At 53.2% G+C, this 16,013-nt stretch carries 9 protein-coding genes and 1 tRNA gene; 2 read left to right on the top strand and 8 right to left on the bottom strand.

The features are described 5' to 3' along the window. Positions 1 to 1,078: 1,078 nt before the first annotated feature. A complete protein-coding gene (locus J3P35_RS02695; RefSeq protein WP_210462787.1) occupies positions 1,079 to 2,179 on the bottom strand; it encodes a Glu/Leu/Phe/Val dehydrogenase dimerization domain-containing protein in 1,101 nt (366 codons plus the stop codon). Between the two features lie 146 nt (positions 2,180 to 2,325). On the opposite strand from J3P35_RS02695, the gene J3P35_RS02690 reads away from it, so the two are divergent. Beyond that, complete coding sequence (locus J3P35_RS02690; protein ID WP_210462785.1) at positions 2,326 to 4,113, top strand: ABC transporter ATP-binding protein; 1,788 nt, start codon at positions 2,326 to 2,328, stop codon at positions 4,111 to 4,113. A 131-nt stretch (positions 4,114 to 4,244) separates the two neighbouring features. Continuing rightward, positions 4,245 to 4,318, top strand: a tRNA-Pro gene (locus tag J3P35_RS02685). A 122-nt stretch (positions 4,319 to 4,440) separates the two neighbouring features. Here J3P35_RS02685 and J3P35_RS02680 read toward each other — a convergent pair. The 7 genes from J3P35_RS02680 to J3P35_RS02650 form a co-directional block, all read right to left on the bottom strand. Next, positions 4,441 to 5,121 (bottom strand): DUF2490 domain-containing protein, encoded by a 681-nt coding sequence (locus tag J3P35_RS02680; protein ID WP_210462783.1) that lies wholly within the window; start codon positions 5,119 to 5,121, stop codon positions 4,441 to 4,443. 174 nt (positions 5,122 to 5,295) lie between these two features. After that, on the bottom strand, positions 5,296 to 7,317 hold the full coding sequence (locus J3P35_RS02675; protein ID WP_210462782.1) for a DUF3857 domain-containing protein: 2,022 nt from the start codon (positions 7,315 to 7,317) through the stop codon (positions 5,296 to 5,298). 96 nt (positions 7,318 to 7,413) lie between these two features. After that, positions 7,414 to 9,327, bottom strand: coding sequence for a DUF3857 domain-containing protein (locus J3P35_RS02670; RefSeq protein WP_210462780.1), 1,914 nt, complete (start codon positions 9,325 to 9,327; stop codon positions 7,414 to 7,416). 30 nt (positions 9,328 to 9,357) lie between these two features. After that, a complete protein-coding gene (locus J3P35_RS02665) occupies positions 9,358 to 11,391 on the bottom strand; it encodes a DUF3857 domain-containing protein (protein ID WP_210462778.1) in 2,034 nt (677 codons plus the stop codon). A 392-nt stretch (positions 11,392 to 11,783) separates the two neighbouring features. Continuing rightward, positions 11,784 to 13,064, bottom strand: a complete 1,281-nt coding sequence (locus tag J3P35_RS02660; RefSeq protein WP_210462776.1) for a carboxypeptidase-like regulatory domain-containing protein — start codon at positions 13,062 to 13,064, stop codon at positions 11,784 to 11,786. Positions 13,065 to 13,142: 78 nt separating this feature from the next. After that, a complete protein-coding gene (locus J3P35_RS02655; RefSeq protein WP_210462774.1) occupies positions 13,143 to 14,501 on the bottom strand; it encodes a sensor histidine kinase in 1,359 nt (452 codons plus the stop codon). Further along, positions 14,491 to 15,870: a sigma-54-dependent transcriptional regulator gene (locus tag J3P35_RS02650; RefSeq protein ID WP_210462772.1), complete on the bottom strand. Its 1,380-nt coding sequence runs from the start codon at positions 15,868 to 15,870 to the stop codon at positions 14,491 to 14,493. Before J3P35_RS02650 ends, J3P35_RS02655 begins: the two co-directional genes overlap by 11 nt. Positions 15,871 to 16,013 lie beyond the last annotated feature (143 nt).

The following is a 16,013-nucleotide window of genomic DNA, read 5'->3' as shown; positions in this document are numbered from 1 at the left end:
TTGAAACGGGCCGCCTTGAAGGCTTATACGGCCCGGCCCCCAATTCAGCCGCAAAGGTCCGAACTAACGGGGCAAGAAGCAAACCGGAGTTATTTTAATTTAGTTTCGCCTGTGGCGAGGTTCCTCCATGCTTGCCTTTTGTCACCGCCGTTGTTGGTCTTAATACCAAAAGACGTAAGCTGCACCTCTCCATCTGCCGCTTTTGCTTCATTTTCTGGAAAACGCCTGCAAAGCACATGGTCCCCCTTTGAAGGGGGTAGGGGATGTCAACGCTTGCTGCTCCTTCTCCTTTCCTTTTCCTGGTTCAAGTCTGTGACTTGGACCTATCATGGTCTGCAGTTTGCAACTGCAGTGAGGAGTTAGCCTCAAACTACTATGGCAAGGGTTTACTTCCGTGACACTCTTTCTTCTGCCTATACTTTCTAATCCCTTCCTTGCCAAGTCTCAGAACTGCAGTCGCATCCTGCCCACGTTTGTCACTTTTCTCCTTGATGAGAAAAGTAACCAAAAGAATCAAGAAGAAAAGAAACTCGCTGACGCTCAAACAGTCTTTTCTTCACTTTCTGTGACACCCCGCTGCCGTCCTCTGTTGCATAGCGAACTTGCGCCATTGCTGTTGGAGAAGCCACTGCTTGCGGTCACCGGAGGTTGGGTTACGCATGCGCCCAACCTCCGCCTCCCTGCATGTGCCTGTCTTGCCAGAAGAGCCGCTGCAATGCCTGCATCGTCCTTGCGGACGGAGGCTGGCGTGGTTGTCTTGTTTCTACGGTTTGGAGAATATAGAGACCAGGCACCGCTTTGTCTCCAACGGGTTCTCCGGTAAAATCGGCAGCTACAGGAAAGGGCACCCACAAGAGGTGCCCCTACTTTATGCTTACCGTTCCCCTCTCAACCACGTCCGCCGTTGTTGGTGTTATCACCAATAACCATAACTGCCGTTCAGCCAATTTCTCACACATTCCAAAACTCCCTTCCCCGGAGGGTTGGGTTAAAAAGCAGAATGCGTTTCCAAGCCAGTTTTCTCTAACCAGCCCGAAAACGCATTCACTATCTTTAGCTCTCTAGCGAGAGGTGGCAATTAGTAGGTCTGCTTGATCTTGGCCATATCATCTACGCGTTTCTGCGCGATTTCGGTGGCAGCTTTCTGGGTGTGCGTACCGTCGGCCTCGGCTTTGGCGAAGATGTTGAGCGTGGTGTTGTAGATCTGCTCGGTCTGCTGCATGGCCCACTCGCGGTTCAGCTTTTTCACCTCTGAGTACACGTTGATGATCCCCCCGGCGTTGATCAAAAAGTCTGGGGCGTACACGATACCCATGTCTACCAAAGCTGGTCCGTGGATGTCTTCGTTCTTGAGCTGGTTGTTGGCGCAGCCGGCAATGACCTGGCACTTCAGACGAGACAGGGTGTTGTCGTTGATGGTGGCACCCATGGCGCAAGGTGAATAGATATCCACGTCTACGTCATAGATCTCGTCCAGACCAACCACGGTGGCACCGGTAGCCGCCGAGATACGCTTCAAGCGCTCCTGATCAATATCGGTGATGAACAGTTGGGCGTTTTCTTTCACCAGGTAGTCAATGAGGTAACCACCTACGTGGCCTGTTCCCTGTACCGAGATTTTTTTTCCGGCCAGGCTATCAGTGCCCCACGCTTTTTTGGCGGCGGCTTTCATACCCATATAAGTACCGTAAGCTGTTACCGGTGATGGGTCACCACTACCGCCCTGTGATTCTGGCAGACCAGCTACGTATTTGGTCTCCATGCCAATGTAGGCCATGTCCTGGGTAGTCATACCCATGTCCTCGGCGGTGATGTACTTGCCGTTCAGGTTGTTCACGAAACGCCCGAACTTGCGCATCATGGCTTCGGTCTTGTCTTTTTTGGAGTCGCCGATGATCACGGCTTTTCCGCCGCCCAGGTTCAGGCCCGAGATAGCAGATTTAAACGTCATCCCGCGCGAAAGACGCAGCACATCGCGCAGCGCTTCTGCCTCAGTTGCGTATGTCCACATACGGGTACCACCCAGGGCAGGGCCCAGTACGGTGTTATGCACGCCAATGATAGCTTTTAAGCCGGTGTCATGGTCATGGCAGAACACCACTTGCTCATGGTTGTATTCGCTTATTTGGCTGAAAACCGAGGTTTCCTGCTCAGTAGTTAGATCTTTAACTTCTATCATGATTTGTGTTTACCTTAAATACCAATCGGACTTTGTTAGATATTGGGGAAGCTAATCGGTAATTTTGATGCAAAATTAAATTTATATTTTTGAAGACCAAGAAAATCCTAACAAGTGTTAGTACGTATTTTCTTTAACCGAAGCCTGTGAAATCACTCAAATACCTGAATAAATATCTGCTCAAATACAAGTTCCGGTTCTTCTGGGGCATTGTGTTTGTGATTGTCTCCAACATCTTCGCCATTATCCCGGCGCAGGTGGTGCGGCACGCCTTTGACCTGGTGCGCGAGGGCATTACCATGTACAACCTCCATGACGGGTTCGCCCAGCAGGAGGATGTGTATGATTCCTTCGCCCGAAGCACGTTATTCTATGGTGCTGTGATTGTGCTCATGGCCCTCTTGCGTGGCATTTTCCTGTTTTTTATGCGGCAGACCATCATTGTGATGAGCCGCTTGATTGAAAACGACCTTAAAAACGAGATCTACGCTCATTACCAGACCCTGCCCCTTTCCTTCTACCGCAAGAACAACACCGGTGACCTAATGGCGCGTATTTCTGAGGATGTGAGCCGCGTGCGGATGTATTTGGGGCCGGCCATCATGTACGGCATCAACCTGGTGGTTTTGTTCCTGATGGTGATCCCGTACATGCTCTCGGTGAACGTGGAACTGACCCTTTACACGCTGTTGCCGCTACCTATCCTGAGCGTGAGCATCTATTACGTGAACAACATTATTGAGAAAAAATCTGACGAGATCCAGAAAAGCCTGAGCGGTATCACCACATTTGTGCAGGAGGCATTCTCGGGCATCAGGGTGTTGAAATCCTTTGTGCGGGAGCAGGATTCGCATGCCAACTTCACCACCGCCAGCAACACCTACAAAGACAAATCGCTGGAGCTGAACTTCGTGAACTCGCTGTTCTTCCCGCTCATTCTGTTTCTGATTGGCTTGAGTACCATCATTACGGTGTGGTTTGGCGGCAAGGAAGTTATTAACGGTAGCATCACGCCCGGGGTAATTGCGGAGTTCCTCATCTACGTGAACATGCTTACCTGGCCAGTGACCGCGCTGGGCTGGACTACCTCTCTGGTGCAGCGGGCCGCGGCCTCGCAGCAGCGCATCAACGAGTTCCTGCACACCAAAACCGATATTATCTCGCAGGAGAACCTGGAGAGAGAGATCACCGGCGCCATTGTCTTTGACGAGGTCGATTTTGTGTACCCAGACACCGGCATCCACGCGCTCAAGAAACTCTCCTTTGAGATCCATCCCGGCGAGACGCTGGCTGTGATTGGCAACACGGGTTCGGGCAAGAGCACCATCGCGGCGCTGCTGTGCCGTCTGTATGACACCACCGGCGGGCGCATTCTCATTGACGGCGAAGACATCCGGAACTACAGCCTCTCCAGCCTCCGGAGCCAGATTGGGTACGTGCCGCAGGACGTGTTCCTGTTCTCAGACACCATCCGGAACAACATCGGGTTTGGGGTAGAGGCGCTGCCCGAGGAGAAGATGCTGCAGGCCGCTAAAGACGCTGCCGTCTACGACAACATCATGCACTTTCCGGCGCAGTTTGACACCGTGCTGGGCGAGCGCGGCATCACTTTATCCGGCGGTCAGAAACAGCGCGTATCCATCGCCCGCGCCTTGGCCCGCGAGCCCAAGATTTTGATTTTAGACGATTCACTCTCGGCGGTAGACACCAAGACCGAGAACGCCATCCTCAACAGCATGCACCGCGTGATGGAGAACCGGACCTCCATAATTATCTCGCACCGCGTGAGCTCCGTGAAACTGGCCAACCGGATTCTGGTGCTGGACGATGGTGTGGTGGTGCAGCACGGCACTCACGAGGAACTGATGCTGGAAGTAGACGGCCTGTACCGCGCCCTCTATGAGCGCCAGCTGCAGACCGAGGACATGGAATAAAGCTGTTCAGGGCCCGGATTCTGAAAAGCAGGCCTAAAACAGCTTTATTCTGCTAAATTCCTGCACACATTTTTCAGGACACCTTTCCTCAAATCTGAAATTTGTTTTACTTTGCAGCAGATACCAATGATCGGGATGTAGCGTAGCCTGGTATCGCGCCAGCATGGGGTGCTGGAGGTCGCAGGTTCGAATCCTGCCATTCCGACGAAAACAAGAAAGCCCGTTGTTCTCTAAGAGCAACGGGCTTTCTTGTTTTTACGCCTTTCTGTTTTGCGGCTGTTTTTAAGAAAACTGACTGTAAATGGCTATGTGCTTTAAACCCGGCCGCTACTCCATCCGCCCGAAATCGTGGCGCAGGAGGAACATGGTGAAGTGCTGGTGGTTGCCGCCGCCGGCCAGTTGAGACATCCACATGCCTTCCAGGGTGAGGTGCTTGCTGAACGTGTACCCCACCCCACCGAAAACTCGGTTAGAATCAAAGGGCTGGTCGCGGATGATGACTCGTATCTCGTTGCGCAGAATGCCGTACCAGGGTCGCTCCTCCTCTTTCTTAGGCCCGAATGGTATCCGTAGGGCCACCTGGTAGCGCAGGCGCGTGTGATAACCTTGGGTAAGCCACCGTTCCTCTATCTGGTATCTATGCACCATGCCCACGTTGCCAAGCTTACCTCGCACGGAAACCTGCTGGTAAAGACGGTCCTCATTGGTGAGGTTGGTTTCCTCGGGGGAAACGTAGTTGCGGTTGAACAGGTGCGCGTAGCCAGCCCCAAAAGTGACCGGAACCTCTTTCAGGTTATACTGCAACTCGGCACCCAGGAACCCCACCCTGGGGTCTTTGAAAGGTTTGTAGGTGCGGTACTGAAAATTGGTATTGACCACCCACCGGGGGCTGAACCAGTAAGACCCTGAGTACTGTAACCAGTGGTTGACATTATTAGGCTGCCCCTGCGCAACCAACGCCAGACCTAACCCACACACCAGAGACACCAAAAACAGCCGTAACTTCATTTTAATCTTTCCATAAATAACACCAAGGAGGGGTAGTCCTCACCATTTTGGCTCTATAAAAACCAGAAAGCCCTGCGCATGGGCAAGGCTTTCTGTTACAGTTGGTTTATTAAGATCCGCTACTCCTTGAAGTATTTCCGGGGCATTTTAGGTAAAATGCCCCGGAAACATGGATCAGCTTTTCTTCTTCAGTACAATTTTCTCTGCGTGCTTGGCTACCAACCTATTATAGAACTCCCGCAGGTTTCCGTACTCAGAGGCATCAAATAAGGTTTTGTTTATGTTAAGTTTACTGATGATCTGCAGCTGTCCGTTGGTCATCTGCACCACGTAGGAGAACTTTGCGGCGTTGCCAGGCAGTACAGAAGTGGCACTTTTAGGCATTTCCTCCACCTCGTACCCCTGCGGCAATTGGTAGGTGAACACGTAGGTCTCGTCTACCGGCGTCCCGAAATCAATGGGGTACAGCCGGGTGGCCAGCTTGAACGGGTTCTCTCCCAGCCCATGGGTGAGCATGGGTGAAATGTAAAGCAGATCAGCGGAGTTGGCCTCGCCGGTTTTGCTGAGCTGGTATTCTTTCTTGAAAGACTCCTGCAGGTTCTCCAGGTTATGGATCTTCACGCCCTGGCGCACCCAGTCTGTTCCGGCATTGGCAAACTCCTTCAGGTACGCCTCCTGGCCTTTGTCTCGGATGGCGGAACGGGCCTGCAGGGCCGGCACCCCTTGGTAATTCTCGGTAAGCAAAGCGCTTACCTCACCAGTTGGCTGGATTTTGATGTTCCCGGAAACTAATTGGGCGTTTCTCTCGGAGCCGGTGAGCGGCAGCCATTTCCCGGCGGTGCCGGTCATGACCCAGCCCTGCACGTTAAGGCAGCGCAATGGCAGCATCCCGAAAGGCAGGTCCTTTTCAGTGGCATCCAGCAGGTAGTTTTTACCCCCTATGGCTACGTGGGAAATGACGTAGTCAAACTTGCTGATCATGGGCGAGTTGGTCACCGGGCGACCGTGCTCACGGGTACTCACCAGCATGGGGTTGGCATCAAGGCCTGCCTGGCGCAGCATGGCGGTGAGCACCAGGTTCACCTCAGCAGAAGACCCCAGCCGGTTGTCAAAGGCTTTGCGGAGGTTCTCGGTGTAGATGCGGTGCTTGCCATCCCAGCGCATGTTGTTTTTCACGAAGTTCAGCACCGCTTTCACTTTCTCCAAGGAGTCTGTCTTCCCGGCGATGAGCCCATCGGTGGTTTTCTTCAGGAAGGTGGCGTTGGCGAGCTGGCCCCCAAACTCTTCTTCCTTCACCATTTCTTTGGTGAAACTTTCCCAGTCTCCGGTCATGTACACCGGCTTCTGCTCTGGGTATTCCACCTTGGCCAGTTCAAACTCTATTTTAGAGAGGTAATCCTTAGCGTTGGTAAGGTAAGGCTCCTCAACGAAGGCGGGCACGTCTTTCATCACCCATTGGTACTGTACTATAGACATGGACATAGATCCGCTTTTATCCACTTTGGCCAAACCCACATCATCGGTCCAGGCAACGGGCACCGTCTTGCGTTCTAACTTGGCGTCTTTGATATGGTACGGATGCCCTCCGTACGTAATGTGCTTGTAATCAAAGAAAGGCACCATGCCCACGCGGTACTCGCTCCACTTCACCGGGACGCGGTGCTGGAACTCCCACTCGCGCAGAAGCTTGAAGAAGTCTGAGGTGATGGTATAGGAGAGCTCAATCACAGAGCCTACTTTCACCCCGGGCATGGTAAGTTTTTTCAGGTACCAGTTCGCGTCCTGCTTCTCATCAAAGATGGCGTTTTCATCCAGCTTCACCTTTACCATCTCGCCGTTTTCCAGGCTGTAGGTAAACCCTTTCACGTTTGAGACCTCTTCTTTTTTCCCGTCGCGGCGGCGGTAATAAGGGATTAGGAAATCGGCCTGGTCCAGACCGCTCTTCTTCAGGATCTTTATCCTGACGATGCGTTTGAACTGCAGTTGGGTGTCTTTGGTGAAGCGGAAGGAAGACTCGCCCAGGTCATACAGCACCACGGCCGCGGCACTGGTATCCGGGGCATAGGAAGTCATCTTCAGCTCCTCGGGCGTGACCTGGCCCAGTTTGAAAGGGTCGGCGGAGAAGCCCGGTGTGCTGAGGCCCAGGGCCAGGCACAGCAAGACAAGCCAAGGCCTGAAAAACACATTGGTATTCATAAAATAAAGGGTTGTGGGGATGGATTAAGTACTGCGTTAAAAGCCCCGGACAGCGCTGAAACAACACCGCCCGGGGCTTCAATAGATTTACCTGAATCAGGTGGTTTCGGCGGCCAGCACCACCTGCTGCTGGTCTGCCCTGGAAACCTGCTTGAGGAAGTTGACCAGTTCTTTGTACTGCTCTGCCTTGTGACGGCCTTTGTGCATGGTAAGCTGGCGCACATAGATAAGCTTGGTGCCTTTCATCTGCACCTGGGCCTGGTACTCGCCAAAAGCAGTAGTGATCTTCACTGGCTGGGGCATACTTTCGGCTTTATAACCGGCCGGGATCTCGTATTCCACAGAGTCTACGTCATGGAAAGACATGGGCCAGATGACCTCATGCTTCCGGGTCTCAGCCACGGCGGGCGCTGAGCTCCAGCGGTTCATGAGGTTAGGCGTGATGAAAAGACGCTTCCCGCTCACCGAGGCCAGTCTGGGTAGTTCCAGTTGCAGCTTCTCTTTTACAATGGGGGCGTTCTTTACCTTCTCCAGGTTGTAGGTCTTGATTTCAAACGCCGGGATCTTGGTGTTTTTGTACAGCCATTTCAACTGTTCCTCAGGGTTGTAGTGCTGAAGCACGCCATTCCGCTCCTCGTGCTGGATTCCTGTGTAATTAGTAAGCGCTTCTCCTACCCCACTTCCCTGGGCGTTCAGTTTTACCTGTATCGTGCGTCTCTGAATGTTGTCAAACGCTTTAAACTTGGGCGTAGACACCAGTTTACCTCCATCCGGGGTGATGAGGAGCGAGTAACGGTCACCAGTAGAGGAACCCGTGTACCCGGCATCGGCCATTTGGCTGGTGCATTCAAGCCAGATAGAATCTTTGGCCATGGGCACGCAAACCACCACGTGGTTGAATTGGCTGTTAGGGAAATCCTTCAACACGGGGCGGTCGTCTTCTCCGGCATAGATAAGGGCGTAATGGCTCTTGATACCGGCCACTTCCAGCAGGGCTTTGGTGTAATTGCTCAAGGCCTTGCAGTCGCCGTAGCCTTTGCTGTCTACCATAGAAGCCTCAAAAGGCTGCCAGCCGCCAATCCCCAACTGGATAGACACGTAGCGCGTCTTGTTCTGCATGAACTGGTAAATGGCTTTGACCTTCTCCTCTGGCGTGCGCAGGTCTTTCACCAAAGCCAGAATCTGCCCCTTGGTTGCCTCCGGGATTATATCTCTGCCCTGGTTCAGCTTGTTCTGCCACTCCCCGAAAGACTTCCAGGTCTCCAGAGTTCCGGCGTAGCCCTGCACCTCAAAACTGGCCGGTGCCGTACGCACCAATGGCACCAACTCACTGAAGGCCGGGCCGAAGGGTTCCCGCTCAATAGGTGCCAGGTCTTTCACCTGCCATTGGTACACCTGCTGCCCTCCCTCCTGCTTTACACTTGCCTTCTCAGGCACCAGTTGCTCATGGTACCGCAGCGGCATGCCGGCGGGCATGTTTACCTGGAAGGTGGCTTTCTCCACCGCCAGTTTCTCCCCGTCCAGAGGTCGCCACTGGGTATAGAACAGCATGTTGTTAGACGTGGTCTGGTACTCAAACTCTACGGTATAGGGGTAAGAGGAATGGGACACGCCCGCCACCTTCACCCGGTTATCTTCATAGAGGGAGAAATCGCTGGTGTTGCTGTAGTCCTTTATGTCAGACGCTTTCAAGGTGCTGGCTTTCTTACCGAACATATCATAGAGCGTACCTTTGATATAGTCTACCTTGTTGAGTTTGTCATAAGGCACCACCAGTTGGGCATAGCCCTTTCCTTCCTCGTTCAGGACGGTGATGACCCGCCTGATGCGTTCTGTGGCCGTTTTTGGAGAAGTGACCGTAAACGTGGTTTCCTCTATCCGGACCACGGCGTTGGCGCCTTTGGACAAGGCTGGGCTGATGGTTAATGCCGCGTAGGTGGGCGTGTCTCCGGCCCGGGAAGTGGCACCCACCAGCAGGCAAAGCAGGAGCGCCAATAGTCGTTTTTGCATGGTTTTAAGAAAAATGAGCCAAAAACAAGATTAACCCTTCTTTTTCAAGACAATCTGCTCTGCGTGCTTCGCCACCATCTGGGTATAGAACTGCTTCAGGTGCTCGTACTCCTCGGCGTAGAAAACCGGCTTGGAGATGGTCACTTTGCTCATGACCTGGATCTTGTTGCCCGTTACCTGCAGCATGTAAGTGAATCTGCCGCCGTTCTCCGGCAGCGCCAGAATCAGGTTTTTGGGCATTTCTTCAATGGCGTAGCCCTCCGGGATGATGAAATTGCAAATGTACACCTCCTCAGAACCATGACCGAAGTCAACAGGGTATTTGCGGGTGGCGTTTTTGAAGGGGTTATCCTCCTGCGTTTTCAGCATCATGGGGTTAAGGTAGATGATGTCTTTGTTCTGGGTATCTCCCACGCTGGTCACCTCATACTGCAGGGCTAAAGGTTTGTGTAGCTCCTTCAGGTTCTGAAGAACCGGCGTTTTCCGCTCCAGTTGGGTCTGGGTGCTCACCAGTTTCTCCAGGTACTTGGCCTCCCCGGCTTCCTGAACGCTATGCCGTGTGTTCAGGGCCCACAGGCCGCTGGTAGACTCCATCACTTTCCCGCTGAGCACGCCGGTGGCCAGAATCTGCACGTCTGCGTTGATCAGCTCAGTGGTACGGTTGGAAGATTGCAATGGCACCCAGTCACCACCGGTTTTGGTCACTAGCCAGCCATTGCCGTTGAGGCAACGTTTAGGCAGCATCCCCATTGGCATGAGAGGATCAGTGGCGTCCATCAGAATTTGCTTATCGCCCACTTTGGCATAGGCAATGACATAGTTGAAGCGGCTAAGGATTGGCGAGTAGGGAACGCGTCCATTGTCACGGGTACTCAAGATCACCGGATTGGCCTCAAACCCAGCATCGCGTAGCATGGCTACCAGCATCAGGTTGATGTCTGCCACGTTGCCGGTTTTATTGTCAAAGGCTTTGCGCAGGCTGGTGGTCACGTATTTGCCGCCGTTCCCGTTCCACTTCACCGAGTTCTTCACAAACTCATAGATGGTGTTGAGGCGGGTTAAGGTGTCTTTCACAGACTGCAGGGCGGCCACTTCGTTCTTGAAGAACCCGGTGCGGTTCAACTGCAACCCAAAGCTTTCATCGGTCATCAGTTCCTCAGAGAGGCTGTTCCAGTTGCCGGCAATCCTCTTGGCAATCTGGTTAGGGTACCGCACCCACTCCAGCTCGAATTCAATTTTGGAAACGTAGTCATCCAGGGTGGTGATGTGCGACTCTGGGGTGATGGCCGGCACGTCTTTCATAACCCAACGGTGGTTCATGCTTCTGGCCGAAACAACTTCTGAACCGCCGGAGGTACGGCCTCCGCCCATGCCCGGTTCAATGGAACTGCTCCAACGCACGGTAAAGGTCATATTGCCGGGAATAGCCTCATTTATGGTAAATGGCTCATAGCCCTGCGGATTCTGCTTGTACTCAAAATACTCTGGGATGGTGGCTCTGTATTCACTGTAGACTACAGGAATGGATTTCTGGAAAGTCCAGTCACGCAGGTTGAAAAGAAAGTCTGAGGTAATGGTGTACGAGATCTCCAGCACCGATCCCTCTTTCACGGCCGGCAGGGTAAACTTTTTGTTTGACCAGTTGGCGCTCGCTTTTTCATCAAAAACGGCTTTATCCTCCATTTTCACTTTCACCATTTTACCGGCTTCCAGGTTGTAGGTGGCGCCTTTGATGTTGATGACCTGCTCTTTGTCACTGTTGCGCTGGTAATACGGCACCACTACGTTTGCCCAGTCATAACCAGTCTTCTTTAGGATCTTTATGCGTAAAACGCGCTCAAAATTCACTTTGAAGTCTTGGGCATACGAGAAATAAGACCGGCCGTAATCTGCCAGGATAACGGCGGCGGCGCTGGTGTCTTTGTCGTAGACCTTCATTTTGAGCTCTTCTTCTGTCACTTTCCCGAATTTGACCGGGGCATCCTGGCCAGCGGCCGCAAAATGGAACAGAAGGAATACCACAGCCAGTAAAGACCGTGTGTTAAAAAGGGTAGAATTGGGCATAGAGCGGGGTAAGGTTTAAATATATAAATAATTGAATGTAATTCGTTATGTATGCATAGCTTTCCCCCGAAGACCAGAGAAACAGCCTTTATTATTCACTTTGTCTAAAGGAGCCAAAAAGCACTTTCAGAAGAGATTATTATCCAGAAAATATTTTATAAAAATTTAGTACCGATGTAAAGATTATATCCTTACACCGCCTATCCCCGCAGAACCCACTGCACTTTTCTCAAAAAAATGGTATTAATGGTTGTTCTTACTGAATCTGAACCCAATATATAATTATTCCATCTAAAAACTTCTATACCCCAACCTAATTCAGAAAAATTCTAATATAATTATTCAAATTAGCTCGTCTCCCTCAAGCGGGCTAAAGCCACCGCCAGAATTGCCTATTTTGAGTTTGGCATATAGCCCAGGGGCAGCATCTCGGCCAGCTTTTCCCAGCCCCAATACCCTTCCACCAGGTGCGAGTATGGGTTCAGGATCATACCGTTGGGCTCAATAAAAGTGTAGGCCTCCGTTAACGTGAGCAGCGAGGTCTGGAAGCCGGGCGGCCGGGGCTTGGAAAAAACCCGTTGGTTCACAAAACCCGGTTCCTCTTTTTCCTTGGTGTACACCACGTTTAGATTATCCTTGAACTGCAGCCGCAGTCTATCGCCGGAAGTATCCGGGGCTATCAACTGGTCATAGGGAATAGGGTCTTTGTATAGATATGCCACAGTCTTGTCCAGCCCGGCCATCCGGCTCCAGTAACTGAGGCTGTCTTCCTGCGCGCTCCCCTTGTTTATTTTGATGGTGGTAGCCATCTGCTGATCCCTGGCCCGGTTCAGCCCGGCCTGAATCTCAGCCTCGGGTGGCCGGTTTGGATTGGGCCGCCGCTCCAGCCTTCTTACGTTGAAGCCCTCAGCCTCCAGGTTTCTCTGGTAAAGGGCGCGCGTGAAATGCATGAGCGAACCATTGTAGGCTTTGCGCCGCGCTTCTTCCCAGCGGTTTTGCTGGGCCTTGCTGCGGGGTTTCATCTCCTCAAACCTGGGGTACCCGGCATGAAACGTCTGGCCATGGGCAAAGTCCACCTGGAAGTCTTCCAGCACAAAGTGCAGCCGGTAACCCAAAGCCCTGTTTTCTATGATCAATGGTTTAGAGGCCTCGGCGGTCAGCAACCCCGCCTCAGGATCAAAATGGAAATACAGCACATCGGCGTTGATGATCTCGGTTTTGGCCGCGTTGGCCGTCTGCCCGATGAAGTTCTTAAGAAAGATGGCGTAGTTCTGTTTCCAGTTGGTGTCTGGCCTGATGACGATTTCCTGCAGCGCATTGGCCTTGGGCACGAGCTCAAACCGGAAGGAAAGCTGCTGCCCGGTCTGCAAAGTGAATTTATGCGACAGCGTTTCGTAGCCCAGGAAAGACACTACCAGTTCATGGGTGCCCGCGGGCAGGGAAGAGAGCTTAAAGGTGCCGTTCTCAACGGAGTTGGTGCCGTAAGTGGTTTGGGCAATGAAGACAGTGGCAAAGCCCAACGGCTTCTTGGTTTGGGCATCAACCACGGTACCGGCCACGCTGGCAGAACTCCCCGCCTGCCCATGCGCAGGTCTGCCCAGGCCGCACCACAGCAGGAACATCAATGCCAGGATACTAAGCGGGTGCGGGGGTTTAAAGACCGGGGAAAACATAGCGGAAACTTATCTCAGGAAAAATACGCATCTATCAGAGACAGCCCCTTGATTTTAACATCCTTTAACTAAAACGCCCTAAAAATGCATGGTGAACGTGGTGCCTTGGCCCAACTCAGAACTCACCGTCAAAGAGCCTTTGTGCAACCGCATGATCTGCCTGGACAAACTCAGCCCTATGCCCGTACCAGTGGCTTTGGTGGTGTAGAAAGGCAGGAAAATCTGCTCCTGCGCCTCCTCGGCGATGCCGCTCCCGTTGTCGGTGACCTGGATGACCACGCGGCTGTCTTGGTCGGGGAAGGCTTCTATCTGCAGGGTTTTGGTGGGTTGGTCAGCCAGGGCGTGGATGGCGTTCCGGATAAGGTTGATGAGCACCTGCTCCACCAGTTCGCGGTCAGCGAGCACCTGCAGTCCGCCCGAGGGGTAGTTGACCAGCAGCAGGATGTTCTCGTGCATGAGTTCTTCCTGGAAAAGTGTTTGCAGTTGCCGGAGCATGTCTGGCACGGAGAAGAACTGCTTTTTGGGAACCGGCACGCGGGCCAGGCTCCGGAAATCCTGCACAAAACGCACCAGGCCCTGGCTGCGGCGCTCAATGGTCTGCAGGGCCATGCCCATGTCCTCGGTTTCCTCGCGCTGCAACAGAATCTGCCCGTTGGTCTGCGCCTCCAGCACGTCCTGGATATCGGCGGCCACGCTGCCCGCCAACGAGGAAATTGGCGTCACCGAGTTCATGATCTCGTGGGTGAGCACCCTAATGAGGTTCTGCCAGGCTTCCATCTCTTTCTCCTCCAGTTCCCGCTGGATGTTCTGAATGGAGGCCAATCGGAAGTCCTCGCCGCGCATGACCAGATCCACCACAAACAAAGACACCGGCACCCGCTCCTTGCCATGCTTTAACTGCAGCACCTTGCTCTGCCCGGCGGGCAAAGTCAGCAACTGCTCCACCAATTGAGACGCCTCATTCTTAAGATGTTCCACGTGGGAAAGCTGCGAAACCTGCAGTAGCCGCTTGGCCGCGTTGTTGATGAGCTGAATCTCGCCCGTTTTCTTAAAGGTGATAATGCCGATGCCAATGTGCTGCACCACCGTTTGGTAATACTGCGTAGTAGCCTCCTTCTCAGAGCGGATGTCGCGGAACTTCCGGATGACCTCGTTGTAGCGCTGGTAGAGTTCGTCAAAGACTTTGCCTTCACCGCGCGAGGAGAAAACCTCTGAGAAATCATCGTACTTGATGGTGTTCAGGAATTTGATGAGCCGTTCAGTAGTGTTTTCAATAAACAAGATCAGGGCCACGGTCTGCACCACAATCAAGACGCCCATCGCTACTTGGGTGGCCACCAGCGAGGACTTGAAATCAAGGCGGAAAAACAGGAACACGGAGGCCACCAGCAGCAGCACCCGCAAAATGACCTGAAACCGGAAGTTCTTAAAGCCCATATTTCTCCAGGCGGCGGTACAAGGATGCGCGGGACAAGCCCAGTTCTTTGGCGGCTTTGGAGATGTTGCCGTCGTACTTGCCCATGGCTTTGACTACCGTGGCGCGCTCCACCTCGTCCAGATTATGCGTTTGGGGCACGTTTTCAGCAAAGGAGGGCTGTTGCATCTGCAGAAAGAAGAAGTCCTGGGGCTGCAGCACGTGGTTTTCTGAGATGATGGAAGCGCGCTCCAGCACGTGCTCTAACTCCCGGATGTTGCCCGGCCAGTCATATCTTTTCAGCCGCTCCAGCGCCGCCGCCGAGACCGACTTAGCAGGCTGCTTGTACTTCTGGGCGTAGCGCTTGAGGAAATGGTCTACCAGGAGCGGCAGATCCTCCAAACGGTCGCGCAGCGCCGGCAAATTCAGTTCAATGGTATTGATGCGGTACAGCAAGTCCTGCCGGAAACGGCCTTGCTGCACCATCTGCTGCAAGGGCATGTTGGTGGCGCAGATCAAGCGTACATTGATGGGAATGGGCTGCCCCGTCCCTACCCTGATGACCTCACGTCGCTGCAAAACGGTGAGCAGTTTGGCCTGCATGGCCAGGGACAGGTTCCCGATCTCGTCCAGGAACAACGTGCCGCCATTGGCCATTTCAAAACGACCCACGCGGTCTTCCTTCGCATCGGTAAACGCGCCTTTCTTGTGCCCGAAGAGCTCGCTTTCAAACAAGGTCTCCGTCAAAGAACCCATGTCCACGGAGATAAAGACCTTATCGGCGCGGGAAGACTGTTGGTGGAGGCTGCGCGCGATAACCTCCTTCCCCGTGCCGTTCTCGCCTAGGAGCAGGACATCGGCATCGGTTTTAGCCACGCGGTTCATGAGGTGCAACAGCTGCTGCATGGCCGGGCTTTGGCCGGTCACCAGGTTCACGTCCTGGCTCAGCTGCGAGGCCAGCGCGCGGTTGGTTTTCTTCAGCGTGGAAATCTCTTTGTAGGAAGTCTTGAGCTTAGAAGCGGCTGAGAGCGTAGCAATGAGTTTCTCGTTCTGCCAGGGCTTGAGCACGAAATCGGTGGCGCCTTCTTTCAGGGCCCGTACCGCCATCTCCACATCCCCGAAGGCCGTGATCATGATGACCACCGCGCTGGGGTCTTTGGTCAGGATCTCCTTCAGCCAGTAAAAACCCTCGTTGCCGCTGGTGGTGTCTTCCATGAAATTCATGTCCAGCAAGATGAGGTCATAGGTATCGTGGTTCAGCAGGAACGGGATCTTGCGCGGGTCTTTCTCAATAAGCACCTGCTGGGCATACTTCTTCAGCAGCATCTTGGCTGAGAAAAGAATGTCCTCGTTGTCGTCTATGATCAGGATTTTACCTAGGCTCTGTTCCACGGGTTTTGGTTACGTTTTGTATAAAGTACACCTAAACTGTGCCATACCCGGCAAAAGGCGCTTTCTGGGCTGGCAAGGTGAATTTACAAAATCCCTGGATAGCGTGGTGTCCGGCGCTGAACAAAAAAGTGTCCGCTGGTGAA

Origin of the sequence: Rufibacter roseolus (assembly GCF_017916365.1) — a bacterium.
GTDB classification, from domain to species: domain Bacteria; phylum Bacteroidota; class Bacteroidia; order Cytophagales; family Hymenobacteraceae; genus Nibribacter; species Nibribacter roseolus.
Note: the sequence above shows the minus strand (reverse complement) of the source record. Positions and strands in the feature narration are given on the sequence as shown.

Excerpts from the sequence above, each read along its gene's own strand:
- J3P35_RS02695 (WP_210462787.1), bottom strand. The coding sequence starts at position 2,179 with ATGATAGAAGTTAAAGATCTAACTACTGAGCAGGAAACCTCGGTTTTC.
- J3P35_RS02680 (WP_210462783.1), bottom strand. The coding sequence starts at position 5,121 with ATGAAGTTACGGCTGTTTTTGGTGTCTCTGGTGTGTGGGTTAGGTCTG.
- J3P35_RS02675 (WP_210462782.1), bottom strand. The coding sequence starts at position 7,317 with ATGAATACCAATGTGTTTTTCAGGCCTTGGCTTGTCTTGCTGTGCCTG.
- J3P35_RS02670 (WP_210462780.1), bottom strand. The coding sequence starts at position 9,327 with ATGCAAAAACGACTATTGGCGCTCCTGCTTTGCCTGCTGGTGGGTGCC.
- J3P35_RS02665 (WP_210462778.1), bottom strand. The coding sequence starts at position 11,391 with ATGCCCAATTCTACCCTTTTTAACACACGGTCTTTACTGGCTGTGGTA.
- J3P35_RS02660 (WP_210462776.1), bottom strand. The coding sequence starts at position 13,064 with ATGTTTTCCCCGGTCTTTAAACCCCCGCACCCGCTTAGTATCCTGGCA.
- J3P35_RS02655 (WP_210462774.1), bottom strand. The coding sequence starts at position 14,501 with ATGGGCTTTAAGAACTTCCGGTTTCAGGTCATTTTGCGGGTGCTGCTG.